We start from the raw sequence: 26,403 nt of genomic DNA, 5'->3' as shown, positions 1-26,403 counted from the left end.
ATGCTGGATGCTGCACTCGCCGGATCTGCCCTGCTGATGGGTCTCGCTGGCACGCCGCATTGCCTGGCGATGTGCGGCGCGGCGGCGACAGGCTGCAGTCGCGGTGGGCGCAGTTCTATGGGCGCTTTCCAGCTTGGGCGCCTGCTCAGCTACGCGCTTGGTGGCGCCATCGCTGCCGCCAGTGTTGGTGCCCTGGCCTGGCTCGGCGGTGCTGCGGCCTGGCTGCGGCCCCTGTGGTTGCTGGTTCATTGCGCGGCGCTGCTGCTGGGGCTTTACCTGCTGGTGTTCGCCCGGCAACCGGCCTGGCTGGGCCAGATTGGCAGGCAAGTCAGTGAGCAGGCAGGCGAGGTGAGGCTGGCGATGCCTGGCGCCGGGCGGGTCACCCTGTCCGCCCCGGCGCGGTCCGGTCTGCTCGGCCTGGCCTGGGTGGCCTGGCCCTGCGGCTTGCTGCAATCCGCCTTGCTGACCGCTGGCCTGGCCAGCAGCGCCCCTGCCGGTGCCCTGGTCATGGCTGCCTTTGCCTCAGCCTCGGGCATCGGGCTCGCGCTGGGTCCGACGCTGCTGCGCTCGCTGGGCGCACAAGGCACGGGCTGGGCCATTCGTCTGGCCGGCCTTGCCTTGGCCGCTGCGTCCACCTGGGCGTTGGCCATGGGCTTGTGGGACCAGATTGCTGCGTTCTGCAGCTAGCCCGCGCCGACCCGCCGAGCGCAAGACTTATATAAGACTGGGCTCCCAGTCTGGCCCGGCTGTCCTAGAATCGCCTCTCTAGTTGTCCCACCACTGCGCCTGATTGTTGGCCGACCTGGATACCCCATGACACTGCAGCAACCGACCATCATCTACACCTTGACCGACGAAGCGCCGCTGCTGGCGACGGCGTCGTTCCTGCCCATCGTCCGCGCCTTCGCTGCGCCTGCGGGCGTCAATGTCGAGACGAGCGACATCTCCGTTGCCGGCCGCGTGCTGGGCCAGTTCCCGGAATGCCTGCGTGAAGACCAGCGCGTGCCCGACCGCCTGTCGGAGCTCGGCCGCCTGACGCTGAAGGCCGAAGCCAACATCATCAAGCTGCCCAATATCAGCGCCTCCGTCGCGCAATTGAAGGCTGCGATCAAGGAACTTCAAGGCAAGGGCTACGCCATTCCGGACTATCCGGAAGCACCCAAGACCGACGAAGAGAAGGACATCCGCGCGCGCTACAACAAGTGCGTGGGCAGCGCGGTGAACCCGGTGCTGCGTGAAGGCAACTCCGACCGCCGCGCACCCAAGGCCGTCAAGGAATACGCCCGCAAGAACCCGCACAGCATGGCCGACTGGAGCCAGGCCTCGCGCTCGCATGTCTCGCACATGCATGCCGGCGACTTCTATCACGGCGAAAAGTCCATGACGCTGGACCGCCCCCGCAATGTCAAGATGGAGCTGATCACCAAGAGCGGCAAGACCATCGTCTTGAAGCCCAAGGTCGCCCTGCTGGACCGCGAGGTGATCGACAGCATGTTCATGAGCAAGAAGGCCTTGCTGGACTTCTACGAAAAGGAAATCGAGGACGCGCGCCAGACCGGCGTGATGTTCTCTCTGCACGTGAAGGCCACGATGATGAAGGTGTCGCACCCCATCGTGTTCGGCCACTGCGTGCGAATCTTCTACCGTGAGGCTTTCGAGAAGCACGGCAAGCTGTTCGACGAGCTGGGCATCAACGTCAACAATGGCATGGTCGATCTGTACAACAAGATCGCCACGCTGCCGCAGAGCAAGCAGGACGAGATCAAGCGCGACTTGCACGCCTGCCACGAGCACCGCCCCGAGCTGGCAATGGTCGATTCGGCCAAGGGCATCACCAACTTCCATTCGCCCAACGACATCATCGTCGACGCGTCCATGCCCGCGATGATCCGCAACGGCGGCAAGATGTGGGGCGCCGACGGCCGCCTGAAGGACGTCAAGGCCGTGATGCCGGAGTCGACCTTCGCCCGCATCTACCAGGAGATGATCAACTTCTGCAAGTGGCATGGCGCCTTCGACCCGAAGACCATGGGCACCGTGCCCAATGTCGGCCTGATGGCCCAGCAGGCCGAGGAATACGGCTCGCACGACAAGACCTTCGAGATCTCGGAAGACGGCGTGGCCAACATCACCGACCTGGACAGCGGCGAGGTGCTGATGAGCCAGGAGGTGGAGCAGGGCGATATCTGGCGCATGTGCCAGTGCAAGGACGCCGCGATCCGCGACTGGGTGAAGCTGGCCGTCAACCGCGCCCGCAATTCGGGCATGCCGGTGGTGTTCTGGCTCGACCAGTTCCGCCCGCACGAGGCGCAGCTGATCACCAAGGTCAAGATGTACCTGCACGAGCACAACACGCAGGGCCTGGACATCCAGATCATGAGCCAGGTGCGCGCGATGCGTTACACGCTGGAGCGCGTGATCCGCGGCCTGGACACCATCAGTGCCACCGGCAACATCCTGCGCGACTACCTCACCGACCTGTTCCCCATCATGGAACTGGGCACCTCGGCCAAGATGCTCTCCATCGTGCCACTGATGGCCGGCGGCGGCATGTACGAAACGGGCGCTGGCGGTTCAGCTCCGAAGCACGTGCAGCAACTGGTGGAAGAAAACCACCTGCGCTGGGATTCGCTGGGTGAGTTCCTGGCCCTGGCGGTCAGCCTGGAAGACCTGGGCCTGAAGAACAACAATGCCCGCGCCAAGCTGCTGGCCAAGACGCTGGACACGGCCACGGGCCAACTGCTGGACAACAACAAGAACCCCAGCCCCAAGACCGGGCAGCTGGACAACCGCGGCAGCCAGTTCTACCTGTCGCTGTACTGGGCCCAGGCCCTGGCTGCACAGACCGACGACGCCGAACTGGCCGCCAAGTTCGCGCCGCTGGCCAAGGCCCTGGCCGACAACGAAGCCACCATCGTGGCCGAGCTGGCCGCCGTGCAAGGCAAGCCGGCGGACATCGGCGGCTACTACCTGCCCGACATGGCCAAGCTGGATGCCGTGATGCGCCCAAGCGCGACCTTCAATGCCGCGCTGGCAATGGTCGCTGCCTGACGTTCCGCCGTCGACTTCCTGCATTCATTCCCGGAGACGCTTCCTACATGTATCAGCACATCAAGGTCCCCAGCCAGGGCAGCAAGATCACCGTCAACGCCGACATGTCGCTCAATGTGCCGGACGAGCCCATCGTCCCGTTCATCGAGGGTGATGGCACGGGCCTGGACATCACCCCCGTGATGCTCAAGGTGGTCGATGCTGCCGTGGCCAAGGCCTATGGCGGCAAGAGGAAGATCCACTGGATGGAGGTCTTTGCCGGCGAGAAGTCGACCAAGGTCTATGGTCCCGATGTGTGGCTGCCGGCCGAGACGCTGGAGGCGCTGCGCGAGTACGTGGTGTCCATCAAGGGCCCGCTGACCACGCCCGTGGGCGGCGGCATCCGCTCCTTGAACGTGGCCCTGCGCCAGGAGCTGGACCTGTACGTCTGCCTGCGCCCGGTGCAGTACTTCAAGGGCGTTCCCTCGCCCCTGAAGGAACCCGAGAAGACCAATATGGTGATCTTCCGCGAGAACTCGGAAGACATCTATGCCGGCATCGAGTACGAGGCCGAAAGCGAGAAGGCCAAGAAGCTGATCAAGTTCCTGCAGGACGAGATGGGCGTCAAGAAGATCCGATTCCCGAACTCCTCGGGCATCGGCATCAAGCCGGTCTCGCGTGAAGGCACCGAGCGCCTGGTTCGCAAGGCCATCCAGTACGCCATCGACAACGACAAGCCCAGCGTCACCATCGTGCACAAGGGCAACATCATGAAGTACACCGAGGGTGGTTTTCGTGACTGGGCCTATGCGCTGGCGCAGAAGGAATTCGGCGCTGAGCTGATCGATGGCGGCCCCTGGTGCAAGCTGATCAGTCCGAAGACAGGCAAGGGCATCACGATCAAGGATTCGATCGCCGACGCATTCCTCCAGCAGATCCTTCTGCGCCCGGCCGAATACTCCGTGGTGGCGACGCTGAACCTGAACGGCGACTACATTTCCGACGCGCTGGCTGCGCAGGTGGGCGGCATTGGCATTGCGCCGGGCGCAAACATGTCGGATTCGGTGGCCTGCTTCGAGGCCACGCATGGCACGGCGCCCAAGTACGCCGGCAAGGACTACGTGAACCCCGGTTCCGAGATCCTGTCGGCCGAGATGATGCTGCGCCACATGGGCTGGGTCGAAGCAGCCGATCTGATCATCAGCTCGCTCGAGGCGGCCATCGCCAGCAAGAAGGTGACCTACGACTTTGCCCGCCTGATGGACGGCGCGACCCAGGTTTCCTGCTCGGGTTTTGGGCAGGTGATGATTGACCAGATGTGAATCGAAAGTAACTCGCGGCGCAAGCTGCGATTTGATTTCGCCCAGCAGAGAAATTGATTTGCCAACTGCTTGGTAAATTAAAAAGGCCCGCGAAGCGGGCCTTTGTTTTTGCTGCCTGATATTGCTTCAGGCACTGGCGCTGTGTGCGAGCTCCTGCGCTGCAGGCGGTGGCAAGTCGCCTTCGCCGTCCATGGGGGTGATGTTCTGCGCCAACTGGCCCTTGGGGCCCTGCACCAGCTCAAAATTGACCCGTCCGCCCTGTCGCAGTGTTCGGAAGCCCTCCATCTTGATTGCTGAAAAATGGGCGAACACGTCGTCGCCGCCTTCTTCGGGTTCTATGAAGCCAAAACCCTTGGCGTCGTTGAACCACTTGACTGTTCCAGTTTGCATACTTTCTCCAATTCTCCATCCCGGTGTCTAACGCACCGAGGCGGATTCTCAAAGGCTAGTCAGCTTCGTGTCAATTGCGTAAGGACCCGGACTCCCCACTGAGATGGGTGGTCGGCTCCGCGGTGCAGTGCAGGCAACCGTTTGCTTCCTGGTTTGGCGCAATTGCGGGGCATCTGCAGGGCGGCAGCCAGGTGCCTGCATGAGCTGCGCACGGTGCTTGCATTGAAGGCCGGAGGCCCCAGATGGGATAGCAGTCCGCGGCCGGCAGGGCCCAGTCCCAGTCGATAGAATCAAAGCCATGTCAGATACCCCTCGCCAGCCGCCCGCGCCCCCCGTCGTCAAACCCGGCCGAGAAGATGTGGATGGCACGACCACGCTGGAGCGCGTGCCGCAGAAAACCGAGCCGCCGCGCCTCTACCAGGTGCTGCTTCTGAATGACGATTTCACGCCGATGGAGTTTGTCGTGATGGTGTTGCAGGAATTTTTTCGCCACGATCTGGATACAGCGACCCAGATCATGCTCAAAATCCATCACGAGGGCCGGGGCGTCTGCGGTGTGTTCACCAAAGACGTCGCCGCGACCAAAGTTGAGTTGGTGCTGGCTGCCGCGCGGCGTGCAGGCCATCCCTTGCAGTGCATTATGGAGGCCGCATGATTGCCCAAGAGCTTGAAGTCAGCCTGCACATGGCGTTTGTCGAAGCACGCCAGCAGCGCCATGAGTTCATCACCGTGGAACACCTGCTGATGGCGCTGCTGGACAATCCCAGCGCCGCCGAGGTGCTGCGCGCCTGTTCGGCCAATATCGAAGACCTGCGCAAGAGCCTGACGCAGTTCATCAAGGAAAACACGCCCACCGTGGGCGGCAGCGACGAGGTGGACACCCAGCCCACGCTCGGCTTCCAGCGCGTTATCCAGCGCGCCATCATGCATGTGCAGTCCACCGGCTCCGGCAAGAAGGAAGTGACAGGCGCCAATGTGCTGGTGGCCATCTTCGGCGAGAAGGATTCGCATGCCGTGTATTACCTTCACCAGCAGGGCGTGACGCGCCTTGACGTGGTGAACTACATCGCCCACGGCATCAAGAAGAGCGAGCCGCCCGAGCCGCCCAAGGGGCAGGACGGTAGTGGCAGTGGCCAGGAGAACAGCGAGCGCGAGGAAGCCGAACCGCAGGGCAAGGGTTCTCCGCTCGAGCAGTTCACGCAGAACCTCAACCAGCTCGCAAAGGAAGGCAAGATCGACCCGCTGATCGGCCGTGAGCCCGAGGTCGAGCGTGTGGTGCAGGTGCTGTGCCGCCGCCGCAAGAACAATCCGCTGCTGGTCGGCGAGGCCGGCGTGGGCAAGACAGCCATTGCCGAAGGCCTGGCATGGCGCATCACCGAGGGCGACGTGCCCGACGTGCTGGGCGACAGCGTGGTCTATTCACTGGACATGGGCGCACTGCTGGCGGGCACCAAGTACCGCGGCGACTTCGAGCAGCGCCTGAAGGCCGTCCTCAAGCAGCTGAAGGAACAGCCGCACGCCATCCTCTTCATCGATGAGATCCACACGCTGATCGGCGCTGGCGCCGCATCGGGCGGTACGCTGGATGCGAGCAATCTCCTGAAGCCCGCCCTGAGCTCGGGCGCGATGAAGTGCATCGGCGCCACGACCTTCACCGAGTACCGCGGCATCTTCGAGAAGGATGCGGCACTCTCACGCCGCTTCCAGAAGGTGGACGTGAACGAGCCCTCGGTCGAGCAGACCATCGAGATCCTGAAGGGCCTGAAGTCGCGCTTCGAGGAGCACCACAGCGTCAAGTACGCGCTGGGCGCACTGCAGGCGGCAGCCGAGCTCTCGGCCAAGTACATCAATGACCGCCATCTGCCGGACAAGGCCATCGACGTGATCGACGAAGCCGGCGCCGCCCAGCGCATCCTGCCCAAGAGCAAGCAGAAGAAGACCATCACCCGCACCGAGGTCGAAGACATCGTTGCCAAGATCGCGCGCATTCCGCCGGCCTCGGTGTCCACAGACGACCGTGGCAAGTTGAAGAGTCTGGACCGCGACCTGAAGAGCGTGGTCTTCGGCCAGGAACCGGCGATCGATGCCTTGGCCGCCGCCATCAAGATGGCGCGTTCGGGCCTGGGCAAGCCGGACAAGCCCATCGGCAGCTTCCTTTTCAGCGGCCCCACCGGCGTCGGCAAGACCGAAGTGGCCAAGCAACTGGCCTACATCCTCGGCATCGAGCTGATCCGCTTCGACATGTCGGAGTACATGGAGCGCCATGCCGTCAGCCGCCTGATCGGTGCGCCTCCGGGCTATGTCGGCTTCGACCAGGGTGGCTTGCTGACCGAGGCCATCACCAAGAAGCCGCATGCAGTGCTGCTGCTCGACGAAATCGAGAAAGCGCACCCGGACGTGTTCAACGTCTTGCTGCAGGTGATGGACCACGGCTCTCTGACGGACAACAACGGTCGCAAGGCCGACTTCCGCAACGTCATCATCATCATGACGACGAATGCGGGCGCCGAGACCATGAACAAGTCCACCATCGGCTTCACCAACGCCCGCGAGCAGGGCGATGAGATGGCCGACATCAAGCGCCTGTTCACGCCCGAGTTCCGCAACCGGCTGGATGCCATCGTGTCCTTCCGTGCGCTGGACCAGGAAATCATCATGCGCGTGGTCGACAAGTTCCTGCTGCAGCTGGAAAGCCAGTTGCAGGAGAAGAAGGTCGAGGTCACGTTCACCGACGAGCTGCGTCAGCAGTTGGCCAAGAAGGGCTTCGACCCGCTGATGGGCGCCCGCCCGATGCAGCGCCTGATCCAGGACACGATCCGCCGCGCGCTCGCAGACGAGCTGCTGTTCGGGCGTCTGGTCGATGGGGGGCGCCTGAGTGTGGGTGTCGATGCCGAGGGCAACACGACGCTGGACATCCAGCCGCTGAAGCCGGCCAAGGACAACAAGCCCAAGGCGGAGCCGGCAACGACGACCTGAGCGAGCTGAACCAGCGTCTAGTTGAAGAAGCCAGCGAGCAGCGCGTGCAAACGCGGCTGCTCGTTTTTCATGTCTGTTGGCGCCACGAAGAAGGCCTCCACCGCCACGGCAAAGAACTCTTCCAGGCTCTCGGCGCCGTAGGGGTCGATCAAGGTGGGCTCGCCGGCATCGACCCGCTCGCAGAATTCAGACCATTCAGCTTCGATCACGTCAAGCCAGGCCTCGCGCGCCGCGCTGCTCGCGAGCGGCGGCACGCCATCGGCCCAGCCGTCGCTCATGTCGATCACATGGGCGAACTCGTGGATGACGACGTTGTAGATGCTGTCGCCTGACTCGAAGGCTGCGTCGGCCTCGCTCCAGGCCAGCATCAAGGGCCCGCCTTCCATGGCCTCGCCGGCCAGCAGCTCCTCGTACTGGTGGACAACGCCATCCTCGTCCATGTACTCGCGCTGGGCCAGCACTTCGCTCGCATGGACGACGATACCGACGAAGCCGTCATACCAGGCGAGGCCCAGCTTCAGTACCGGCAGGCAGGCCTGCGCGGCAATGGCGAGCGCGATCTCGTCAGTCACCTCGAAGCCGGCGGCGCCGTGGAATTCCTTCTGCGCAAGAAAGAGCGAGCAGAGTCGGCGCAGCTCGATCAGCTCGCCGGCAGTGCGCTCGCTGATGAAGGGATAGCGCGCCAGCGTCAATTGCCAGAGCGGCTCGGGGATGGCGTGGCGTTCCAGCTGCGCAGCCTCGCGGCGCTGTTGCCAGGCCTTCAAGAGGCGAGAAATCACTGCTTCAATCGAGCTGCATGCGCTGCAGGCCGGCTGCGCTCAGGCGCAGCACGTCACCGCGCGGCTGCTCGCCGTCGAAGTCCCAGTCGGACAGCACATGGCGCTGCAGGCCCAGGCCCAGCTCATGCGCCATCGGCCGGTGCGTGTGGCCATTGATCATCTGCGTGCAGCCAGCGGCCCGCAGCCAGGCGATGCAGGCCTCGGTGTCGAGGTCGGCATAGGTTTCCTGCGCGGCCTGCTTCTGCTGGCTGGCGTCGCGCAACTGCCTGGCCAGAGCCTGACGCACGGCCAGCGGCTGGGCCAGCGTGCGCTGTTGCCAGGCCGGGTCGCGCACCATGGCGCGGAAGCGCTGGTATTCAACGTCGGCCAGGCACAGCGCATCGCCATGCGTCAGCAAGATTTGCTGTCCGAACGCCGAGAGCACGGTGGGATCAGCGAGTGGCTGCAAGCCGCAGTCTGCCAGCATCTGCTCGCCGACCAGGAAGTCGCGGTTGCCGATCATGTAGAACAGCGGACGCTGCCTGGCGGCTTCGCGGAGCAGGGCGGTGATTTCCGCCTCGAAGCCCTCGAAGCGGGCGTCGTCGCCCAGCCAGACCTCGACGACGTCACCGAGCAGCAGCACCGCCGAGGCCGGCGTTTCGGCGAGGTGGCGGCGCAGCCGCTCCACCGTGCGCGGCAGGGCGGGCGAGAGGTGCAGGTCCGACAGCAGATCGATCGCCGTCCATGTGGGCGGCGCTATCAGACTGGCGAACGCCGGAACTTCAGTCGACTTCAACCGCGCGCTCGATCACCACGTCTTCCAGCGGCACGTCGTCGTGGAAACCGCTGCGGCCGGTCTTGACCTTTTCGATCGCATCGACCACGTCCTTGCCGTCAACGACCTTGCCGAACACGGCATAGCCCCAGCCCGAAGGCGTCTCGGACTTGAAGTTCAGGAAGCCGTTGTTGGTGGTGTTGATGAAGAACTGGCTGGAGGCCGAGTGCGGCGCATTGGTGCGGGCCATGGCCAGCGTGTAGTGATCGTTGGTCAGGCCGTTGTTGGCTTCGTTCTGGATCGGTGCGTCGCTGCTCTTCTGCTTCATGCCGGCTTCCATGCCGCCACCCTGGACCATGAAGCCCTTGATGACGCGGTGGAAGATCGTGCCGTCGTAGTGGCCCTTGCGCACATAGCTCAGGAAGTTGGCGACTGACAGCGGCGCCTTCTCGACGTCGAGTTCAATGCGGATCACACCCTTGTTGGTATGCAGTTCGACGGTATTGCTCATTTCTTGGACTCCACAATGGCTTTGGTGATCAGAATGTTCTTGAGGGGCAGGTGCTGGAAGGCCTCGTTCTTTTGCGACGGTGCCACCGGCACGGCGCGGATCTGGTCGACAACTTCCATGCCTTCGATGACGCGGCCGAAGACAGCGTAGCCCCGGCCGTCAGGGAAATTCTCGGCATCGAGGCCGGGGTTGTCGACCGTGTTGATGAAGAACTGCGAGGTGGCCGAATTCGGGTCGTTGCTGCGGGCCATGGCAATGCTGCCGCGCACATTGGACAGGCCGTTGCCGCTTTCCAGCGGGATCGGTGGCTTGGTCGGGCGCTGGTCCAGCTTGGGCGTATAGCCGCCGGTCTGGATCATGAAGTTCTCGATCACGCGATGGAAGATCAGGCCGTTGTAGTGGCCGGCCTTCACGTAGGCAATGAAATTGGCCACGGTCTTCGGTGCCTTCTCGGCATCGAGTTCAACGCGGATGTCGCCGGCGGTGGTGGTCAGCTTGACCACGGTCTGCGCCAGCGCGCTGGCGCTGCAGGCCAGGCTGATGCTCAGGGCAGCGAAGACTTGCAAGCTCCGGGAAGCGAGGGTTTTCATCGGCAATCGTGTCTCGGTCTGTCGGTGCTGCACCCATGGCTGCAGCAAGCGGAATGGTGATTGTGGCTCAGCGCTTGTCGCTGCGGGCATTGCCTGCATTGCTGGCAATGAGTTCGCGGGAGCGCGCCAGCTTGACTGCGGCCTGTGCCTGTGTGGCGCTGGGCAGCTTGGCTGCCAGCTCGTAGGCACGGGCCGCCATGCGCAGAAGGATGTCGCCGAGGTTTTCCTGGGCCAGCACGTGGTCCGGCTGCAGGCGCACGGCCTGCTCCAGCGCCTGGTGCGCCGCGTCGAGCTCGCCGCGGGCGGCCAGGATCACGGCCAGGTTGTTGAAGGGGTCGGCCAGGTCCGGGAAGTCCTGCGTCAGTGCAGTGAAGAGCTTGGCTGCCGTGTCTGTTTCGCCGCGCTCCATGCGCATCACGGCCAGTGCGAAACGGGGGCGGGCCTCGTTCGGAGACTGGGCTACCAGGCGCTCGACAGCCGCGATTGCTTCGACCTGCTTGCCGGCATGCCAGAGGGCCTGCGCTTCATCCAGGGGCGCGATGGCGCCAGCCGCGAAGGGCAGGGCGAGGGCCAGGGTGGCGATGAGCCGTGCGAGGTGCCGGGAGGTGGGCATTGTCTGATGTCGTCCGGTTGGGGTGCGAAAGCGCACGCCGGGGCAGGGTCAGTGCGGGCGCGTTGCCAAACCCCTGTCGGTATACTGGACCGGCATTCTAAGGCGCTGCCGCCATTGACGCCCTGGTCCACAGCCGGAGGCCGCCGGGTCGGCACAAGCTGCCCGATTCATCCTGAAGTACTGAAGCATTCCCACTCTGTCGGCTTTCGCAGCCGTGGAAGTGGTCACCAGAAGTCCCATGTCCCTGCGCATCTACAACACGCTGACCCGAGCGGTCGAGCCCTTTGCTCCCATCGAACCTGGCCATGCGCGCATGTATGTCTGCGGCATGACGATTTACGACCTCTGTCATGTCGGCCATGCCCGCATGATGATGGCCTTCGACGTGGTGCAGCGCTGGCTCAAGGCCTCGGGCTTCAAGGTCACCTATGTGCGCAACATCACCGACATCGACGACAAGATCATCAAGCGCGCCGTCGAGCGCGGCATGAGCATCCGCGCGCTGACGGACGAAATGATTGCCGCCATGCACCGCGACATCGGCGCCCTCGGTGTCGAGCGCCCCACGCATGAACCGCGCGCTACCGAGTACGTGCCGCAGATGCTCTCCATGATCAGCACGCTGGAAGGCAAGGGCCTGGCGTACCGCGCCAGCAATGGCGACGTGAACTACGCGGTGCGCAAATTCGAGGGCTACGGCAAGCTGTCCGGCAAGTCGCTGGACGATCTGCGTGCCGGCGAGCGCATTGCCGTGGACGAAGGCAAGCTCGATCCGCTGGACTTCGTGCTCTGGAAGGCGGCCAAGCCGAGCGAGCCGGCGGATGCCAAGTACGAAGGTGAGTTCGGGGCCGGCCGTCCGGGCTGGCATATCGAATGCTCGGCCATGAGCTGCGCGCTGCTGGGTGAGCGCTTCGACATCCACGGCGGTGGCATGGACCTGCAGTTCCCGCACCATGAGAACGAGATCGCGCAGAGCGAAGGCGCGCTGGGCCATCCCTTCGTCAACACCTGGATGCACAACGGCTTCCTGAATGTCGACAACGAGAAGATGTCCAAGAGCCTGGGCAACTTCTTCACCATCCAGGACGTCTTGAAGAAGTTCGATGGCGAGACACTGCGCTACTTCATGCTGCGCACGCATTACCGCAGCCCCTTCAATTTCAGCGACGCCCATCTGGACGATGCACGCAGCGCCTTGCGCCGCCTCTACACGGCGCTGGACGGCGTGGGCGAAGTCGAGGCTGGCGAGATCGACTGGCGCCACCCGCAGGCGGCCGCCTTCAAGGTGGCCATGGACGACGACTTCAATACGCCGGGCGCGATCGCCCAACTGTTCGAGCTGGCCACCGAGGTGAACCGCAGCCGCTCGCTGGACGACGCCCGCTTGCTGAAGAGCCTGGGGGCCACCCTGGGCGTGCTGCAGCAGTCGCCCAAGGCCTATCTGCAGGCCGGCAGCGGCCTTGACGAGGCCGCGATCCAGGCCCAGATCGACGCTCGCGCTGCCGCCAAGGCTGCGAAGAACTTCGCCGAGGCTGACCGCATCCGCAAGGAGCTGTCGGCCCAGGGCATCGAGCTGAAAGACACGCCGCAAGGCACATCCTGGGTGAAGGCCTGAGCCGATGGCGCGCACATCGGCGGGGGTGACCCCGGACTATTGGGATGAGGCCTGCCGCCACCTGGTCAAGCGCGACCGGGTGATGAAGAAACTCATCCCGCAGTTTGGCGAGGCCAGGCTGCAGAGCAATGGCGACGCGTTCACGACGCTGGCCCGCTCGGTGGTCGGCCAGCAGATCTCGGTCAAGGCCGCGCAAGCAGTCTGGGACCGTTTCGCGGCGCTGACCTCGGGCCCGTCCACCAAGATCCAGCCGGCTGCCGTGCTGGGCCTGGCAACCGAGGCGCTGCGGGGTGTCGGCCTGTCCGCGCGCAAGATCGAGTACCTGTCGGACCTGGCGCAAAGCTTCGAGGCCGGAAAGGTTCATGTGCGCCAATGGACGCAGATGGACGACGAAGCGATCATTGACGAGCTTGTTGCGATCCGGGGCATCGGCCGCTGGACGGCCGAGATGTTCCTGATCTTCCACCTGATGCGGCCCAATGTGATGCCGCTGGACGACCTGGGCCTGCTCAAGGGCATCAGCGAAAACTACTTCTCCGGCGAGCCGGTGTCCCGCGCCGAGGCACGGGAGGTGGGCGACGCCTGGGCTCCCTACCGCTCGGTAGCCACATGGTACATTTGGCGCAGCCTCGACCCGCTCCCTGTCGATTACTGACAGCCGGCGGGTCACGCGCCCGGCACCTGATCAAGAGTTCTGTGCCGCCCGCCTGACGGCATCATCACTGAGAGACCCTAGCAGGATGAGCAAGAAACATTTCCTCGAATTCGAGCAGCCCATCGCCGAGCTCGAAACCAAGATCGAAGAGCTGCGCTACGTGCAAAGCGAGTCGGCCGTCGACATCTCCGAAGAGATCGACCGCCTCTCCAAGAAGAGCCAGCAGCTGACCAAGGACATCTACGGCAACGTGATGCCGTGGCAGGTCTACCAGATCGCCCGGCATCCGCAGCGCCCGCAAACGCTGGACTACTGCGCCGAGGTCTTCACCGAGTTCCAGGAGCTGCACGGCGACCGCCACTTCGCGGATGACCCGGCCATCGTCGGTGGCCTGGCCCGCTTCAATGGCCAGCCCTGCATGATCGTGGGCCACCAGCGCGGCTCAGACGCCAAGGAGCGCACGCTGCGCAACTTCGGCATGCCGCGCCCCGAGGGCTATCGCAAGGCCCTGCGCCTCATGAAGCTGGCCGAGAAGTTCGGCCTGCCGGTGTTCACCTTCATCGACACCATGGGTGCCTATCCCGGCATCGGTGCCGAGGAGCGTGGCCAGTCCGAAGCCATCGGTCGCAACATCTTCGAGATGGCCCAGCTGGAAGTGCCCATCATTGCCACCGTGATCGGCGAAGGCGGATCTGGCGGCGCGTTGGCCATCGGCGTGGCAGATCAGGTCCTGATGCTGCAGTTCTCGGCCTACTCGGTGATCTCGCCGGAAGGCTGCGCCTCCATCCTCTGGAAGTCGTCCGCGCGTGCCTCAGAGGCCGCCGAGGCGCTGGGCATCACCGCCCATCGTCTGAAGGCCATGGGTCTGATCGACAAGATCATCAGCGAGCCGGTGGGCGGCGCTCATCGCGATACCAAGATGATGGCCTCCAGCCTGAAGCGCGCCCTGGGCGACGCACTGCGCCAGGTCAGCGACCTGAAGCCGGACGCCCTGCTGGAGCGCCGCTACGAGCGCCTGCAGGCCTATGGCCGTTTCAGCGACACCAAGAACCGCTGAGCCCTTGCCGGTCGTTGCGGTGGCCTACAGCGGCGGCCGTGATTCCACCGCGCTCCTCCACGCAACAGCCCGCAGTGCCCAGGAACTGGGTCTGCGGGTTCTTGCTTTGCATGTCCACCATGGCTTGAGTGCGCGCGCCGACGGCTGGGTCGCGCATTGCCGCTCGCAATGCGAGGCCTGGGCGGCACAGGGCTTGCCGGTGCAGTTCTCGTTCCGTCGCTTGGCAGGAGCGCCTGCAGGGGGGCAGAGTGTCGAGGCCTGGGCGCGGGAGGGACGCTATCTGGCACTGCAGGCCATGGCTGAAGAGCAGGGCGCCGACTTGGTCCTGCTCGCTCAGCATCGCCGTGATCAGGCGGAGACCTTCTTGCTTCAGGCTTTGCGTGGCGGCGGTACGGCCGGCCAGGCGGCCATGCCAGCTTTGCAGTTTCGCGATGGCATGAGCTGGGCTCGGCCCTGGCTGGGTCAGCCGCGCGACGCCGTTGAAGCCTATCTGCAAGAGCATGGGCTGCGCTTCGTCGATGACGACAGCAACGCCGACCCTCGTTATGCCCGCAACCGTCTGCGCCTGCAGGTCTGGCCGGCCTTGTGCGAGGCCTTTGCGCAAGCCGAAGCCTCCTTGGCTCAGGCGGCGCAATGGGCACAGGAGGCGCTGGATTTGCAGCGCGAGATGGCGCAGCAGGACCTGCAGGCGCTGGAGGACGACTTGGGCATTGACCTGGCCGGCCTGCGACTGCTCTCGCCAGCCCGCGCCAGCAATGCCCTGCGCGCCTGGCTCCTGGAGCAACTGGCCCAGCCTGCGCCGGCGAGCCTCGTGGCCCGATTGCTTCACGAGGCTGATGAGCATGGCAGCTGGCCCTGCGCAGGTGGGCATTTGCGCCTCTATCGCGCGCGCCTGAGCTTCATCGAAGACGGCGCAGAGGCCGAACGCCCCGAACTTGAACTCGACCTCAGCAAGCCAGGTCGCTATCCACAGCCGGCTTGGCAAGGCGCGTGGTTGGTCGAGCGGGCCGAGATCGAAGGGGCTTCGGAAAATGTCTTGCGATGCTTGACGATGCGCGAACGCAGGGGCGGCGAGCAGTTCCAGTTGCACGCAAAAGGGCTGCCGCGCAGCCTCAAGAAATGCTTCCAGGATCGTGCGGTGCCAGCCTGGCTACGCCAGGGGCCGATGCTTGTTTGCGGCAGTGAACTGGTCTTTGTGGCGGGCCTTGGAGTGGACGCTCGTCACCTGGCTGAGGCGGGCTCGCCGCAGCTGCGCCTCAGCTGGATTCCTGACGCCGCGCCGTAACCGTCTGCGGGTAAATGCTGCATTGCGGTAGCTAGAATCGACGGTTCGCATCCGTGCGCCGTTCAGTGAGCGACGCACGCCGACGAATTCCGCGCTTCCAAAGAATTCCAATGGCACTAATCGTTCACAAGTACGGCGGCACGTCGATGGGTTCCACCGACCGCATCCGCAATGTCGCCAAGCGCGTCGCCAAATGGGCGCGTGCCGGCCATCAGATGGTGGTCGTGCCCTCGGCCATGAGCGGCGAAACCAATCGCCTGCTGGGCCTGGCCAAGGAGCTTTCGCCCGCCACCAGCAGCCCCGAGCTGAACCGCGAGATGGACATGATTGCCGCCACCGGCGAGCAGGTGTCCGTGGGCCTCCTGGCCATCGCCTTGCAGGCCGAAGGCATGGAGGCTGTCAGCTACACCGGCTGGCAAGTGCCGGTGGCGACGGACTCCTCGTACACCAAGGCGCGCATCGAAAGCATCGACGACAAGCGCGTGCGCACCGACCTGGCGGCCGGCAAGGTCGTGGTCATCGCCGGCTTCCAGGGTGTGGACGAGGACATGAACATCACGACCCTGGGTCGCGGTGGTTCGGATACTTCCGCTGTGGCCATTGCCGCCGCGATGAAGGCCGACGAATGCCTGATCTATACCGACGTGGACGGTGTCTACACCACCGATCCGCGCATCGTTCCCGAGGCGCGCCGCCTGCACACGATCAGCTTTGAAGAGATGCTGGAGATGGCGAGCCTTGGCTCCAAGATCCTGCAGATCCGCTCGGTCGAGTTCGCTGGCAAATACCGTGTGCCGCTGCGCGTGCTCTCGAGCTTCACGCCCTGGGACATCGACATCAACGAGGAAGCCAAGTCCGGCACCTTGATCAGTTTTGAAGAGGACGAAAACATGGAACAAGCCGTCGTGTCCGGCATCGCCTTCAACCGCGACGAAGCCAAGGTGACCCTGCTGGGCGTGCCCGACAAGCCCGGCATCGCCTTCCAGATCCTGGGCCCGGTGGCCGACGCCAATATCGATATCGACGTCATCATCCAGAACGTCTCGCAAGACGGCAAGACCGACTTCTCCTTCACCGTGCACCGCAATGATTACGCGCGCACGATGGAGTTGCTGGAGAAGGTGGTCGGCCCCGCGGTGCAGGCTGCGCGCGTGATGGGTGACCCGAAAATCTGCAAGGTCTCGATCGTCGGTATCGGCATGCGCTCGCATGTGGGCGTGGCCTCGAAGATGTTCCGCGCGCTGAGCGAAGAGGGCATCAACATCCAGATGATCTCCACGAGCGAAATCAAGACCAGCGTCGTGATCGACGAGAAGTACATGGAGCTCGCCGTGCGTGCGCTGCACAAGGCATTCGATCTCGACCAGGAAGTTTCGGCCTGATTGGGCTGAGAGCCACGAAAAACGCTGCTATACTGCGAGGCTCTTCTGGAGTCGTGACCGAGTGGCCGAAGGTGCTCCCCTGCTAAGGGAGTATGTGGGCAAAACCTGCATCGAGAGTTCGAATCTCTCCGACTCCGCCAGAACATGGAAAGCCCCCAAGCGAAAGCCTGGGGGCTTTGCTGTTTCTGGCCGGGTCGCGGGGCGTCTAAAGCTGCTGACCGAAGTACTGGGCGAGTAGCTTCCAGTCCTTGCCGACACGCGCCCAGGTCAGATGGTAGGTCACGTCGCGCTTGTTGCCATTGGCGTCGGTGAGGGTCAGGGTGTTGATGCTGATCGCGGTGTCGCAGCGTATGCCTCCAGCACCGTAATTCCAAAACGTGAGCCGCTGGCCATCGGTCTTGTTCAACAGCTCCGTGATCACGCGGTCCCGGGTGAGTACCGTTTGGGCGGCGTCATGCATCACGCCTTCTGCATGCATGGGCAGATCATCGTAGATTTCGGAGAGCGCTTTGACATCGCGCGCGATCACAGCATTGCTCCAGGCCCGGTGCCGGGCAATCATGTCGAATCCTTCGCCACGATTCCTCAGCTTGCATTGCGGATCGGGGTCGGGTGTGGCGGCAATGGGCAGCGGTGCGGAAGGCGCTGGTGGTGGAGTCGAGCAGGCGCCAAGCGCGGCGAGCGACGCCAGCAGTGCGATACAGAACAGGGCGACGCAGACTCTTTTCATGAGTTTCATTCCAGGCGATCAAGCAAGGCCATGGCGGCGGCCGGCGCCCGCTCCTTGGCGCCACTGATGAAGAACAGGAACACATCGCGCTCGCTGCCGGCTGCCGGCGCGGGCTCGAGCAAGGGCAGGCCACTGGGCGTCCCGCCTGCCTGCCACTTGCGGCAGCTGGCAGCCAGGCCATCCAGCACCGCGGGCGTGCAACCCTGCGGCAGCTCGGGCGCGGTGCGCATCACGCGGCTGTAGATGAAGGGGCCGGTCGCGTCGGCGATGGGCGGATGGTCTTCGGACTCGGTGAACACGGTGGCCACACCATGGCGGCGAGCCAAGGCCAGGTAGTCGGTGCTCTGGAAGCTGGCATGCCGCACATCCATGGCATGGCGCAGCGGCAATCCGCTCACTTCAGCTGGCAGCAGCTTCAGGAAGGCCTCAAAGTCGACCGGATCGAACTTCTTGGTCGGCGCGAACTGCCAGACGATAGGCCCGAGCTTCTCGCCCAACTCGGCAATGCCGCTCTCCACAAAGCGTTGCACCGATTCGCCGGCCTCGGCCAGCACGCGCCGGTTGGTGGCAAAGCGCGAGGCCTTCAGCGAGAACATGAAGCTCTCGGGCGTTTCGTCTCGCCACTTGGCGAAGGTCGTGGCCTTCTGTGAGCTGTAGTAGGTGCTGTTGATCTCGATGGCCGTGAGCTTGCTGCTGGCGTATGCCAGCTCACGGTGTTGGGGCAAGCCCTTGGGGTAGAAGTTGTCGCGCCAAGGTTCGAAGTTCCAGCCGCCGATGCCAACTCGGATCTTGCTTGCACTCATCATGATTCCTGCTGTTGCTGCTGCGGAGCTTGCGGAGCAGGCAATCTATCGGGCACGGCGTGGCGGCGCAAGCGCATCGGCCCTGTGTCAAGCCTTGCCAGTTTTCAGCCCCTGTTCCAGGCCTTGTGCAGCGTTCGTACCGCTTTATGCAAAACCTCGGGCGCGACGGCGGCAAAGCCCAGCACGATGCCGGCCCGGCTGCTGTGCGATGGCAGACCGCCGACCTCGCGCATGCCGATCAACTCCAGCCCGGCGGCCAGGCCCGCCTGCACGAGGCGCTGCTCCTGGCCCGGTTCATCCAGAGGCAGCAAGGCATGCAGGCCTGCGTCAATGGGCGCCAGCGGCAGGGCGCCGCCGAAGTTCGCCTGCCAGGCATCGAGCAGGGCATCGCGCCGCTGCGTGGCGGCGCGCCGGGCGCGGCGCAGGTGGCGCAGGAAATGACCTTGCTCGATGAAGTCGGCCAGCACCGTCTGCTCCGCTATCGGCGAATGGCGGTCCAGCAGCTTGCGCAGGCGCGCCAGCGTCGGTGCCCAGGCCGCTGGTGCAACGAGATAGCCCAGCCGCAGGCCGGGCACGAGGATCTTGGAAAAGCTGCCCACATAGAGGGTGCGCTGATGACTGTCCAGCGAGGCGAGCGGTGCCAAGGGAACACCGGCATGACGGTACTCGCCGTCGTAGTCGTCTTCGAGGATGAAGGCATCGTGGCGCTGCGCCCAATTGAGCAGCGCGAGGCGCCGCGGCAGGCTCATGGCCACGCAGGACGGGAACTGGTGCGAAGGCGTGACGTGAACCAGTCGGCAAGGGCCCGTCGCTTCCAGGGCGCCAACCTGCAGCCCCTCGGCATCGACCGGAGTCGGCAGCAGTTCGGCGCCGTTCAGAGCCAGCGCGGCCGCTGCGGCGCGGTAGCCAGGCGACTCCACCGCCACTCGGTCGCCGGGCTTCAAGAGGGCCAGCGAAGCCAGCGCAATCGCTTGCTGAGCGCCGCCGGTGATGATCACCTGTTCGGCCGTGCAGACCAGGCCTCGGCTGTGACTCAGGTAGGCGGCAATCAGCGCGCGCAGCCGTGGCAGGCCCTGCGCTTCGCCATAGCCGAGATTGTGCTGGTCGGCGCGCCGCCAGAAGCGGGCCAGCAGGCGCGACCAGGTCTCGCTCGGAAACAGCTCCAGCGCCGGCACACCGTGGCGGAAGGCGCGGGGCGGGCCCGTGAGAGCGCTTGAGGGTTCGAAGGCTTGCAGGCGCGCCCACATCGGCGTGTCAGGTGGTGGCGGCTCCGTCTGTTCGGTGCTGAGTGCCGCCGGCGCTGTGTTGCGCAGCGCTGCCACATAGGTGCCGTCGCCGGTGCGCGTGCGCAGATAGCCTTCTGACAGCAGCCGCTCATAGACCCGCACGACCGTGTTGCGCGAGATGCCGAGCGCATCCGCCAGCGCCCGCGTGGTGGGCAGGCGCAGCGCGGCGGGCAGCTGGCCTTGCAGGATGCGGGCTTTCAGTTGCTCGTGGAGCTGCGCTCCCAGGGCGGTACCCGGCAGCAGCGCGATGCCGGCTGCGTCGAGACCCAGGCTGGCATCGATTGGTTCCATGGAATCGGCAGATATTGGAGCTTTCATCGTACCAAGCTGGAACCTAAAGTCGCGCCAGGACTGAACGAGGCCCCATGTACAACCCCAAGCACTTCAATCTCAGCGATCTGGACCTTGCGCGCCAGTTGATCGACGAGCGCCCCTTGGCCGCACTGATCGGCCCCGATGCACAAGGGCATTCCTTTGTCAGCCACCTGCCGCTGGGCTGGGGCGCTGATGAATCCGGCTGGTGGCTGGAGGGCCATATGGCCCGCGCCAACCCGCATGGGGCCTGGCTGGCGCAACAGCGCGAAGCACTGGCGGTTTTCAGCGGGCCGGACGGCTACGTCTCGCCCAGCCATTACGACACCCACCTCGCTGTGCCGACCTGGAACTATCTGGCGGTCCATGTCTACGGTCAGGTCGAGCTGATCGACGCGCCACTCGCCAAGGATCACCTGCTCAAGCGTCTGATCGCCCGCCATGAGCCCGGGTATGCGGCGCAATGGATCGAGCTGCCGGAGGACTACAAGGAGAAGTTGCTTGGCGCCATCGTCGGCTTCCGCATCCGCGTCACGCGCTGGGAGGCCAAGGCCAAGCTGAGCCAGAACCGCGCTGCCAGCGAGCGCGAGCGGCTGCGCGCGCATTTCGCCGGGCAGGGCGCGCGAGGGCAGGACATGGTGTCGTGGATGGAAAGGCTGGGCATCTGATGACTGCGTTTGAGATCCGTCCGCCGCAGCCCGGTGACCGTGCCGGCTGGGAGCAGCTCGCGCGCGGCTACAAGCAGTTCTACGAGACCGAGCTGGACGACGCCGGCTACGAGCTGGCCTGGCAGCGGCTGCTGTCTGCCAACGAGGTCCACGGCCTGGTGCTCCTGGATGAGTGCCGGCTGGTCGGGATGGCGCATTACCTGATGCATGCCTCGACCTGGAGCGGCCCGGTCTGCTATCTGCAGGACTTGTTCGTGGCTGAGGCTGCGCGCGGGCGGGGTGTGGCCGCAGCGCTGATCGAAGCAGTGGCTGCAGCGGCGCGTGCTCGAGGCGCTGCGCGCTACTACTGGCTCACGCACCAGGACAACGCGCGCGCGCGGGGCCTCTACGACCGCGTGGGCCAGCACCGGGGTTTCCTGCGCTACGACTACAGCTTGTAGAAACGAAAAGGGCGACCGCGGCCGCCCTTCGATCACATGCCCGCGTAATTCGGGCCGCCGCCACCTTCTGGCGTGACCCAGACGATGTTCTGCGTCGGGTCCTTGATGTCGCAGGTCTTGCAGTGCACGCAGTTCTGCGCATTGATCTGCAGCTTGTCTTCGCCGGCATCGGTCTTGATGAATTCGTAGACACCGGCCGGGCAGTAGCGGCCCTCGGGGCCGGCGTACTTGGCCAGGTTGACCGCGACGGGCACGCCCTCGTTCTTCAAGGTCAGGTGGGCAGGCTGGTTCTCTTCATGGTTGGTGTTCGAGATGAACACCGACGAGAGCTTGTCAAAGCTGAGCTTGCCGTCAGGCTTCGGATAGTTGATGGGCTGACACTGCGCCGCCGGTAGCAGGCACTCGTTGTCGCGCTTGCTGCCATGCAGGGTCCAGGGCGGGGATTGCACGCCGACTTTGGGGAGCAGCCATTGCTCGATGCCGGTCATCAGCTGGCCGGTGAGCTTGCCCTTCTTGAACCACAGCTTGAAGTTGCGGGTCTGCTGCAGCTCTTCATTCAGCCAGCTCGCTTCAAAGGCCGTGGGGTAGGCGGCCAGCTCATCTTGCGCGCGGCCGGCGAACAGCGCATCGGCCATGGCGTCAGCGCAGAGCATGCCGGACTTGATGGCGGCATGGCTGCCCTTGATGCGCGCGGCGTTCAGGTAGCCGGCATCACAGCCGACCAGGGCGCCGCCCGGGAACACGGTCTTGGGCAGGGCTTGCGGCGTGCCGTTGTTGATGGCGCGGGCCCCGTAGCCGATACGCTTGCCGCCCTCGATATGGGCGGCGATGGCCGGATGGGTCTTCCAGCGCTGCATTTCCTCGAACGGGCTCATGTACGGGTTCTGGTAGTCCAGACCGATCACGAAGCCGAGCGTGACCTTGTTGTCTTCCAGGTGATACAGGAAACCGCCGCCGAAGGTGTCGTCGGTCATCGGCCAGCCGGCGGTGTGGACCACGAGGCCAGGCTTGGCCTTGTCGGCCGGCACTTCCCACAGTTCCTTGATGCCGATGGCGTAGGTCTGCGGGTCCTTGCCCGCATCGAGCTGGTACTTGGCGATCAACTGCTTGCCGAGATGGCCGCGTGCGCCTTCGGCAAACACGGTGTACTTGCCCAGCAGTTCCATGCCGAGCTGGAAACCATCGTGCGGCGCGCCGTCCTTGCCGATGCCGAGATTGCCGGTGGCCACGCCCTTGACCCGGCCCTGTTCGTCATACAGCACTTCGGCTGCCGTGAAGCCCGGAAAGATCTCCACGCCCAGGGCTTCCGCCTGCGTGGCCAGCCACTTGACCACATTCGACAGCGAGACGACATAGCAGCCGTCGTTGTGGAAATTGCGCGGCACCAGCCAGTCGGGCGTGCGGGTCGATCCGGTTTCGGACAGGAACAGGATGTCGTCGCCGGTCACGGCCTGACCCAGGGGCGCACCTTGAGCCTTCCAGTCCGGGATCAGCTCGCTCAGTGCCCGCGGGTCCATCACTGCGCCAGAGAGGATGTGGGCGCCAGGCTCGGAGCCCTTTTCGAGCACCACGACGGAAATGTCCTTGCCGTCAGCGGCAGCGCGCTGCTTCAGGCGGATGGCGGTGGCCAGGCCTGCCGGCCCGCCGCCCACGACCACCACGTCGTATTCCATGCTTTCGCGGGGGCCGAATTGGGCGAGGAGTTCTGCGGAGGTCATGTAGGAGGTCCTGTGAAGTACTGCTGTCTCTCGTTGGCGGCGCATTCTACTGGCGCCCACAAAAAATAGAACGGTCGTGCTATTTTTTGTGGCGAAGGGGACAAGACCGCAACACCGTCGGACCCTCTGCGTCGTGGTCCAGCGGCAGCCAGTCCGTGAGGGGGCGGCATCCCGCCGCCGTGCAGAGCTCGTAGTCAGGCACGAAGCCGGAGCGCGCCAGCACCAGTTCGCGATGCCAGCGTTCGGTCGGGCGGTAATGCCAGACGCCGTGCAGCAGCACCGCACCGGCCGGCGGCTCCATGCCTGCGCCGGAGCCGCGGATGCGGGCCTGCGACAGGTGCAGCCAGTCGCCGGCGAGTTCGTAGTCCTCGGCCCATTCGGTCTTCTCGATCGAGTGCCGCCAGCGCAGCGTGAAACTGGACATCGGCAGCTCGACCCGCAGTGCGCCGGCGCTGAGGCACAGGGCCAGCAGTGCCGTGCTCACGCAGGCGCGATGCGCCGCGCGCGCGGCACATGCCAAAGCACAAGCGCCGCCGTCATCAGGAGCCCGATCCCGTCGGTCAGCGGCACGGCGGAGATCAGCAGGGCCGCGGCGACGAAGGCCCAGACGCGCTCGTACCAGGCCAACGGCACGAGCCAGTAGCCGATGGCCGTGCCGCCCCATAGCAGGATGGCCAGCACAGCCTTGACGACCACATAGGCCGTGTCCCACCAGGTGCCGCCCTGCAGCATCAGCGCCGGCGCGTAGACCGCCATGAAGGGCACCACGAAGCCGGCTATCGCGATGCGCATCGCCTGCAGGCCGATCTTCATCGGCGATTCGCGCGCGATGGGCGCGGCCGCGAACGCCGCCAGCGCCACCGGCGGGGTCAGGTCGGCCATGATGCCGAAATAGAAGACGAACATGTGCGAGACGATCAGCGGCACGCCCAGCTGCAGCAGGGCCGGCGCGGCCAGCGAACTGGTGATGATGTAGTTCGGGATGGTCGGTATGCCCATGCCCAGCACCAGGCAGACCAGCATCGTCAGCAGCAGGCTCAGCAGCAGGCTGTCCTGGCCGAGCTGGATCACCATGCCGGCGAACGAGGTCGCCGCACCGGTGAGTGTCAGCGAGCCGATGATCACACCCACCAGCGCACAGGCCACGCCCACCGGCAGCGCATGCCGCGCGCCGTCGGCCAGCGCACCGAGCGCCAGGCGCAGCGTGTCGCGGCCCCCCTTGGCAAACCACAGCGCCGTGCCCAGCACGGCACACAGCAGCATGATGGCCAGGATGCCGAAGCGGAAGAAGCTCGACGCGGCCAGCCCGATCAGCACCCAGAACAGCAGCTGCAGCACGCGGCGCCCGAGCAGCGGCGTGAGCCCGGCGCCGAAGATCAGCACCACGGTGAGTGCCAGCCCCACCATGCCCGAGAACAGCGGCGTGTAGCCGGCGAACAGCAGCCACACCAGCACCGCCAGCGGCAGGATCAGGTACCAGCGCAGGCGCAGCGCGGCCCAGGGGTTGGGGCACTGCTCCTTGGGCAGGCCGACAAGGCCGGCACGGCCGGCTTCGAGATGCACCATCACGAACGCGGTGAGGAAGTACAGCAGCGCCGGAATGGCCGCGGCCTTGCAGATCTCCACATACGGCACGTTGATGGTCTCGGCCATGATGAAGGCGACGGCGCCCATCACCGGCGGCATGATCTGCCCGCCCATGCTGGCGCAGGCCTCCACGCCACCGGCGAACGAAGCCCTGTAGCCGAAGCGCTTCATCAGCGGGATGGTGAACTGGCCGGTGGTCACGACATTGGCAACGCCCGAACCGTTGATCGTGCCCATGAGGCCGGACGACACCACGGCCACCTTGGCCGGCCCACCCTTGGCATGGCCGAACAGGCCGAGCGCGAAGTCGGTGAAGAGGGTGATCATGCCGGCCTGCTCCAGGAAGGAGCCGAACAGGATGAACAGGAAGATGTAGGACGAGGAGACGTAGGTGGGTGTGCCGTAGAGGCCCTCGGTGCCGAAGCCCAGTTGCGACACCACCTGGTCGAGTCCGAAGCCGCGGTGTGCCAGGGCGCCGGGCAGATGCTCGCCGAACAGCGCATAGCCGAGAAAGGCCAGGCAGATCAGCGGCAGGGCCAGGCCCATGATGCGCCGTGCGGCCTCGAAGACCAGCACGATGCTGAGCACGCCCACCACCATGTCGGCCCGCGTCAGCTCGCCGGCCCGCTGCACCAGCTGCGCCTCGAACACCCAGTGGTAGAGCCCCGCCGCGAAGGCCAGGCTGCCCATGATCCAGCCCAGCCAGCCGCGCCTGAGCGGCGGATGCAGGGTGAAGGTGAGCAGCAACAGGAAGCCGACATGCACCGCCCGCACCACCGAGCTCGACAGCGGGCTGAAGGCGGCCGTGACGATCTGGAAGGTCGAGAAGATGACGGCAATCCAGAACAGCGCGCCGCTGAAGCCCCCGGCATGGCCGGGTTCCTGCAGTTGTGCGTCCGGCGTGCTGCCGGCGATCACTTGATCAGTCCCGCTTCGCGGAAGTACCTTTCAGCGCCCGGATGCAGCGGCACCGGCGTGCCGCCCAGCGCGGTGTCCTTGCGGATGCCCTTCGCGGCGTTGTGGGCAGCCACCAGGGTGTCGAGGTTGTCGTACATCGACTTGACCATGGCATACACAGCGTCGGCCGCCACACCCTCATGGGTGACGAGGAAGTTCTTGACCGCGATGGCCGGCACGTCGGCGGCCTGGCCGGCGTAGGTGTTGGCCGGGATCGGCGCGCTCTGGTAGGCCGCGTCGCCCACCCTGGCCACCACCTCGGGAGGAATGGGCACGATGACGATCTTGACCGCCGCCGCGAGGTCGCGGATCGAGGCCACGCCAAGGCCCGCCGACTGCAGGGTCACGTCGAGCTGGCGGTTCTTCATCAGCTCCACCGATTCTCCGAAGGGCAGGTATTCGACCTTGGCGAAGTCGGCATAGGCGAGGCCCGCGGCCTTCAGCACGGCGCGGGCATTCAGCTCGGTCCCCGACTTCGGAGCGCCGACCGAGATGCGCTTGCCCTTCAGGTCGGCCAGGGTCTTGATGCCGGCGTCGGCGCTGGCCACGATCTGGATGTAGTTGGCATAGATGCCCGCGACCGCGCGCAACTTCTTCAGCGGCACTGTGAAGCCCGCTTCGGCGTCGCCCTTCCAGGCGTCGGACAAGGCATCGGCCAGCGTGAAGGCGATTTCGCCGCGGCCGGCCTGCAGCAGGTTGAGGTTCTCGGCCGAAGCCTTGGTGGCCTGCACGGTGACCTTGGCGTCGGGCAGGGCCTTGCCATAGATCTGCGACAGCGCCACGCCCAAGGGGTAGTAGACGCCGCTCTGGCCACCGGTCAGCACCGTGATGAACTTCTGCTGGGCGAAGGCGGCGGGCGTCAGCCAGCTCAGGGCTGCGGACAGAGTCAGGGTGCGGCGAGTCAGTTGCATCGGAGTCTCCTGTGGTCGCCCGGTCAGGCGCC

The 26,403-nt window shown here is 65.0% G+C and carries 25 protein-coding genes and 1 tRNA gene; 13 read left to right on the top strand and 13 right to left on the bottom strand.

The features are described from left to right. The 3 genes from V3596_RS01345 (at position 1) to icd (ending at position 4,352) form a co-directional block, all read left to right on the top strand. Positions 1–687, top strand: a complete 687-nt coding sequence (locus tag V3596_RS01345) for a sulfite exporter TauE/SafE family protein (protein ID WP_334275787.1) — start codon at positions 1–3, stop codon at positions 685–687. A gap of 126 nt (positions 688–813) precedes the next feature. Further along, positions 814–3,051 carry an NADP-dependent isocitrate dehydrogenase gene (locus V3596_RS01340; protein ID WP_334275786.1) on the top strand — a complete coding sequence of 746 codons (2,238 nt, stop codon included), beginning with the start codon at positions 814–816 and terminating at the stop codon, positions 3,049–3,051. A 47-nt stretch (positions 3,052–3,098) separates the two neighbouring features. Then, entirely contained in the window at positions 3,099–4,352 is a 1,254-nt protein-coding gene (gene icd, locus V3596_RS01335; RefSeq protein ID WP_334275785.1) for an NADP-dependent isocitrate dehydrogenase, read from the top strand. Positions 4,353–4,478: 126 nt separating this feature from the next. Here the strand turns inward: icd and V3596_RS01330 are convergent, their stop codons facing one another. Beyond that, entirely contained in the window at positions 4,479–4,742 is a 264-nt protein-coding gene (locus V3596_RS01330) for a cold-shock protein (RefSeq protein WP_334275784.1), read from the bottom strand. Positions 4,743–5,040: 298 nt separating this feature from the next. On the opposite strand from V3596_RS01330, the gene clpS reads away from it, so the two are divergent. Continuing rightward, positions 5,041–5,397 carry an ATP-dependent Clp protease adapter ClpS gene (clpS, locus tag V3596_RS01325; RefSeq protein WP_334275783.1) on the top strand — a complete coding sequence of 119 codons (357 nt, stop codon included), beginning with the start codon at positions 5,041–5,043 and terminating at the stop codon, positions 5,395–5,397. Next, entirely contained in the window at positions 5,394–7,718 is a 2,325-nt protein-coding gene (clpA, locus tag V3596_RS01320; RefSeq protein ID WP_334275782.1) for an ATP-dependent Clp protease ATP-binding subunit ClpA, read from the top strand. The genes clpS and clpA overlap by 4 nt, the downstream gene beginning before the upstream one ends. 17 nt (positions 7,719–7,735) lie before the next feature. Here the strand turns inward: clpA and V3596_RS01315 are convergent, their stop codons facing one another. The 5 genes from V3596_RS01315 to V3596_RS01295 form a co-directional block, all read right to left on the bottom strand. Beyond that, positions 7,736–8,497 carry a M90 family metallopeptidase gene (locus tag V3596_RS01315; RefSeq protein ID WP_334275781.1) on the bottom strand — a complete coding sequence of 254 codons (762 nt, stop codon included), beginning with the start codon at positions 8,495–8,497 and terminating at the stop codon, positions 7,736–7,738. 4 nt (positions 8,498–8,501) lie between these two features. Continuing rightward, on the bottom strand, positions 8,502–9,272 hold the full coding sequence (locus V3596_RS01310) for a UDP-2,3-diacylglucosamine diphosphatase (RefSeq protein WP_334275780.1): 771 nt from the start codon (positions 9,270–9,272) through the stop codon (positions 8,502–8,504). After that, positions 9,259–9,762, bottom strand: a complete 504-nt coding sequence (locus V3596_RS01305) for a peptidylprolyl isomerase (protein ID WP_334275779.1) — start codon at positions 9,760–9,762, stop codon at positions 9,259–9,261. The genes V3596_RS01310 and V3596_RS01305 overlap by 14 nt, the downstream gene beginning before the upstream one ends. Further along, positions 9,759–10,352, bottom strand: a complete 594-nt coding sequence (locus V3596_RS01300; protein ID WP_334275778.1) for a peptidylprolyl isomerase — start codon at positions 10,350–10,352, stop codon at positions 9,759–9,761. Before V3596_RS01300 ends, V3596_RS01305 begins: the two co-directional genes overlap by 4 nt. Positions 10,353–10,419: 67 nt before the next feature. Then, complete coding sequence (locus V3596_RS01295; RefSeq protein ID WP_334275776.1) at positions 10,420–10,965, bottom strand: tetratricopeptide repeat protein; 546 nt, start codon at positions 10,963–10,965, stop codon at positions 10,420–10,422. 238 nt (positions 10,966–11,203) lie between these two features. Here V3596_RS01295 and cysS point away from each other — a divergent pair, with 238 nt between their 5' ends. The 6 genes from cysS to V3596_RS01265 all read left to right on the top strand — a co-directional run bounded on the left by cysS (position 11,204) and on the right by V3596_RS01265 (position 17,099). Next, positions 11,204–12,580, top strand: coding sequence for a cysteine--tRNA ligase (gene cysS, locus V3596_RS01290; RefSeq protein WP_334275775.1), 1,377 nt, complete (start codon positions 11,204–11,206; stop codon positions 12,578–12,580). Between the two features lie 4 nt (positions 12,581–12,584). After that, complete coding sequence (locus V3596_RS01285; protein ID WP_334275774.1) at positions 12,585–13,235, top strand: DNA-3-methyladenine glycosylase family protein; 651 nt, start codon at positions 12,585–12,587, stop codon at positions 13,233–13,235. Between the two features lie 85 nt (positions 13,236–13,320). Further along, on the top strand, positions 13,321–14,292 hold the full coding sequence (locus V3596_RS01280) for an acetyl-CoA carboxylase carboxyltransferase subunit alpha (protein WP_334275773.1): 972 nt from the start codon (positions 13,321–13,323) through the stop codon (positions 14,290–14,292). Positions 14,293–14,296: 4 nt separating this feature from the next. Next, the gene (tilS, locus tag V3596_RS01275; protein ID WP_334275772.1) at positions 14,297–15,577 is read left to right on the top strand and encodes a tRNA lysidine(34) synthetase TilS; all 1,281 of its coding nucleotides are present in this window, start codon (positions 14,297–14,299) and stop codon (positions 15,575–15,577) included. Positions 15,578–15,687: 110 nt separating this feature from the next. Then, positions 15,688–16,959, top strand: a complete 1,272-nt coding sequence (locus tag V3596_RS01270) for an aspartate kinase (protein ID WP_334275771.1) — start codon at positions 15,688–15,690, stop codon at positions 16,957–16,959. 47 nt (positions 16,960–17,006) lie between these two features. Then, positions 17,007–17,099 (top strand) — tRNA-Ser (locus tag V3596_RS01265). 65 nt (positions 17,100–17,164) lie between these two features. On the opposite strand, the gene V3596_RS01260 is transcribed toward V3596_RS01265, so the two are convergent. From V3596_RS01260 to pdxR, 3 genes are all read right to left on the bottom strand, one after another. Further along, positions 17,165–17,698: a hypothetical protein gene (locus V3596_RS01260; protein WP_334275770.1), complete on the bottom strand. Its 534-nt coding sequence runs from the start codon at positions 17,696–17,698 to the stop codon at positions 17,165–17,167. Next, a complete protein-coding gene (locus tag V3596_RS01255; RefSeq protein ID WP_334275769.1) occupies positions 17,695–18,495 on the bottom strand; it encodes a DUF72 domain-containing protein in 801 nt (266 codons plus the stop codon). The genes V3596_RS01260 and V3596_RS01255 overlap by 4 nt, the downstream gene beginning before the upstream one ends. Before the next feature lie 101 nt (positions 18,496–18,596). Continuing rightward, the gene (gene pdxR / locus V3596_RS01250; protein ID WP_334275768.1) at positions 18,597–20,069 is read right to left on the bottom strand and encodes a MocR-like pyridoxine biosynthesis transcription factor PdxR; all 1,473 of its coding nucleotides are present in this window, start codon (positions 20,067–20,069) and stop codon (positions 18,597–18,599) included. A gap of 74 nt (positions 20,070–20,143) precedes the next feature. On the opposite strand from pdxR, the gene V3596_RS01245 reads away from it, so the two are divergent. Together V3596_RS01245 and V3596_RS01240 are read left to right on the top strand one after the other, a co-directional pair. After that, positions 20,144–20,758, top strand: coding sequence for an FMN-binding negative transcriptional regulator (locus V3596_RS01245; protein ID WP_334275767.1), 615 nt, complete (start codon positions 20,144–20,146; stop codon positions 20,756–20,758). Then, a complete protein-coding gene (locus tag V3596_RS01240; RefSeq protein WP_334275766.1) occupies positions 20,758–21,198 on the top strand; it encodes a GNAT family N-acetyltransferase in 441 nt (146 codons plus the stop codon). The genes V3596_RS01245 and V3596_RS01240 overlap by 1 nt, the downstream gene beginning before the upstream one ends. Before the next feature lie 32 nt (positions 21,199–21,230). On the opposite strand, the gene V3596_RS01235 is transcribed toward V3596_RS01240, so the two are convergent. The 4 genes from V3596_RS01235 to V3596_RS01220 form a co-directional block, all read right to left on the bottom strand. Next, entirely contained in the window at positions 21,231–22,916 is a 1,686-nt protein-coding gene (locus V3596_RS01235) for an electron transfer flavoprotein-ubiquinone oxidoreductase (protein WP_334275765.1), read from the bottom strand. A 79-nt stretch (positions 22,917–22,995) separates the two neighbouring features. After that, positions 22,996–23,400: a DUF1850 domain-containing protein gene (locus tag V3596_RS01230; protein ID WP_334275764.1), complete on the bottom strand. Its 405-nt coding sequence runs from the start codon at positions 23,398–23,400 to the stop codon at positions 22,996–22,998. Then, positions 23,397–25,421: a TRAP transporter permease gene (locus tag V3596_RS01225; protein ID WP_334275763.1), complete on the bottom strand. Its 2,025-nt coding sequence runs from the start codon at positions 25,419–25,421 to the stop codon at positions 23,397–23,399. Before V3596_RS01225 ends, V3596_RS01230 begins: the two co-directional genes overlap by 4 nt. Next, positions 25,418–26,371 carry a TAXI family TRAP transporter solute-binding subunit gene (locus V3596_RS01220; protein WP_334275762.1) on the bottom strand — a complete coding sequence of 318 codons (954 nt, stop codon included), beginning with the start codon at positions 26,369–26,371 and terminating at the stop codon, positions 25,418–25,420. Before V3596_RS01220 ends, V3596_RS01225 begins: the two co-directional genes overlap by 4 nt. Positions 26,372–26,403: the final 32 nt, after the last annotated feature.

Origin of the sequence: Roseateles microcysteis (assembly GCF_036880965.1) — a bacterium.
GTDB lineage: Bacteria > Pseudomonadota > Gammaproteobacteria > Burkholderiales > Burkholderiaceae_C > JAUASW01.
Note: the sequence above shows the minus strand (reverse complement) of the source record. Positions and strands in the feature narration are given on the sequence as shown.

Bases quoted from the DNA above. Each gene is read 5' to 3' on its own strand.
- V3596_RS01330 (WP_334275784.1), bottom strand. From the start codon at position 4,742: ATGCAAACTGGAACAGTCAAGTGGTTCAACGACGCCAAGGGTTTTGGC.
- V3596_RS01245 (WP_334275767.1), top strand. From the start codon at position 20,144: ATGTACAACCCCAAGCACTTCAATCTCAGCGATCTGGACCTTGCGCGC.
- V3596_RS01260 (WP_334275770.1), bottom strand. From the start codon at position 17,698: ATGAAACTCATGAAAAGAGTCTGCGTCGCCCTGTTCTGTATCGCACTG.
- V3596_RS01300 (WP_334275778.1), bottom strand. From the start codon at position 10,352: ATGAAAACCCTCGCTTCCCGGAGCTTGCAAGTCTTCGCTGCCCTGAGC.
- V3596_RS01270 (WP_334275771.1), top strand. From the start codon at position 15,688: ATGGCACTAATCGTTCACAAGTACGGCGGCACGTCGATGGGTTCCACC.
- icd (WP_334275785.1), top strand. From the start codon at position 3,099: ATGTATCAGCACATCAAGGTCCCCAGCCAGGGCAGCAAGATCACCGTC.
- V3596_RS01305 (WP_334275779.1), bottom strand. From the start codon at position 9,762: ATGAGCAATACCGTCGAACTGCATACCAACAAGGGTGTGATCCGCATT.
- V3596_RS01240 (WP_334275766.1), top strand. From the start codon at position 20,758: ATGACTGCGTTTGAGATCCGTCCGCCGCAGCCCGGTGACCGTGCCGGC.
- V3596_RS01345 (WP_334275787.1), top strand. From the start codon at position 1: ATGCTGGATGCTGCACTCGCCGGATCTGCCCTGCTGATGGGTCTCGCT.
- V3596_RS01220 (WP_334275762.1), bottom strand. From the start codon at position 26,371: ATGCAACTGACTCGCCGCACCCTGACTCTGTCCGCAGCCCTGAGCTGG.
- clpA (WP_334275782.1), top strand. From the start codon at position 5,394: ATGATTGCCCAAGAGCTTGAAGTCAGCCTGCACATGGCGTTTGTCGAA.
- V3596_RS01340 (WP_334275786.1), top strand. From the start codon at position 814: ATGACACTGCAGCAACCGACCATCATCTACACCTTGACCGACGAAGCG.
- V3596_RS01285 (WP_334275774.1), top strand. From the start codon at position 12,585: ATGGCGCGCACATCGGCGGGGGTGACCCCGGACTATTGGGATGAGGCC.
- V3596_RS01255 (WP_334275769.1), bottom strand. From the start codon at position 18,495: ATGATGAGTGCAAGCAAGATCCGAGTTGGCATCGGCGGCTGGAACTTC.
- cysS (WP_334275775.1), top strand. From the start codon at position 11,204: ATGTCCCTGCGCATCTACAACACGCTGACCCGAGCGGTCGAGCCCTTT.
- V3596_RS01280 (WP_334275773.1), top strand. From the start codon at position 13,321: ATGAGCAAGAAACATTTCCTCGAATTCGAGCAGCCCATCGCCGAGCTC.
- V3596_RS01235 (WP_334275765.1), bottom strand. From the start codon at position 22,916: ATGACCTCCGCAGAACTCCTCGCCCAATTCGGCCCCCGCGAAAGCATG.
- V3596_RS01295 (WP_334275776.1), bottom strand. From the start codon at position 10,965: ATGCCCACCTCCCGGCACCTCGCACGGCTCATCGCCACCCTGGCCCTC.
- clpS (WP_334275783.1), top strand. From the start codon at position 5,041: ATGTCAGATACCCCTCGCCAGCCGCCCGCGCCCCCCGTCGTCAAACCC.
- pdxR (WP_334275768.1), bottom strand. From the start codon at position 20,069: ATGGAACCAATCGATGCCAGCCTGGGTCTCGACGCAGCCGGCATCGCG.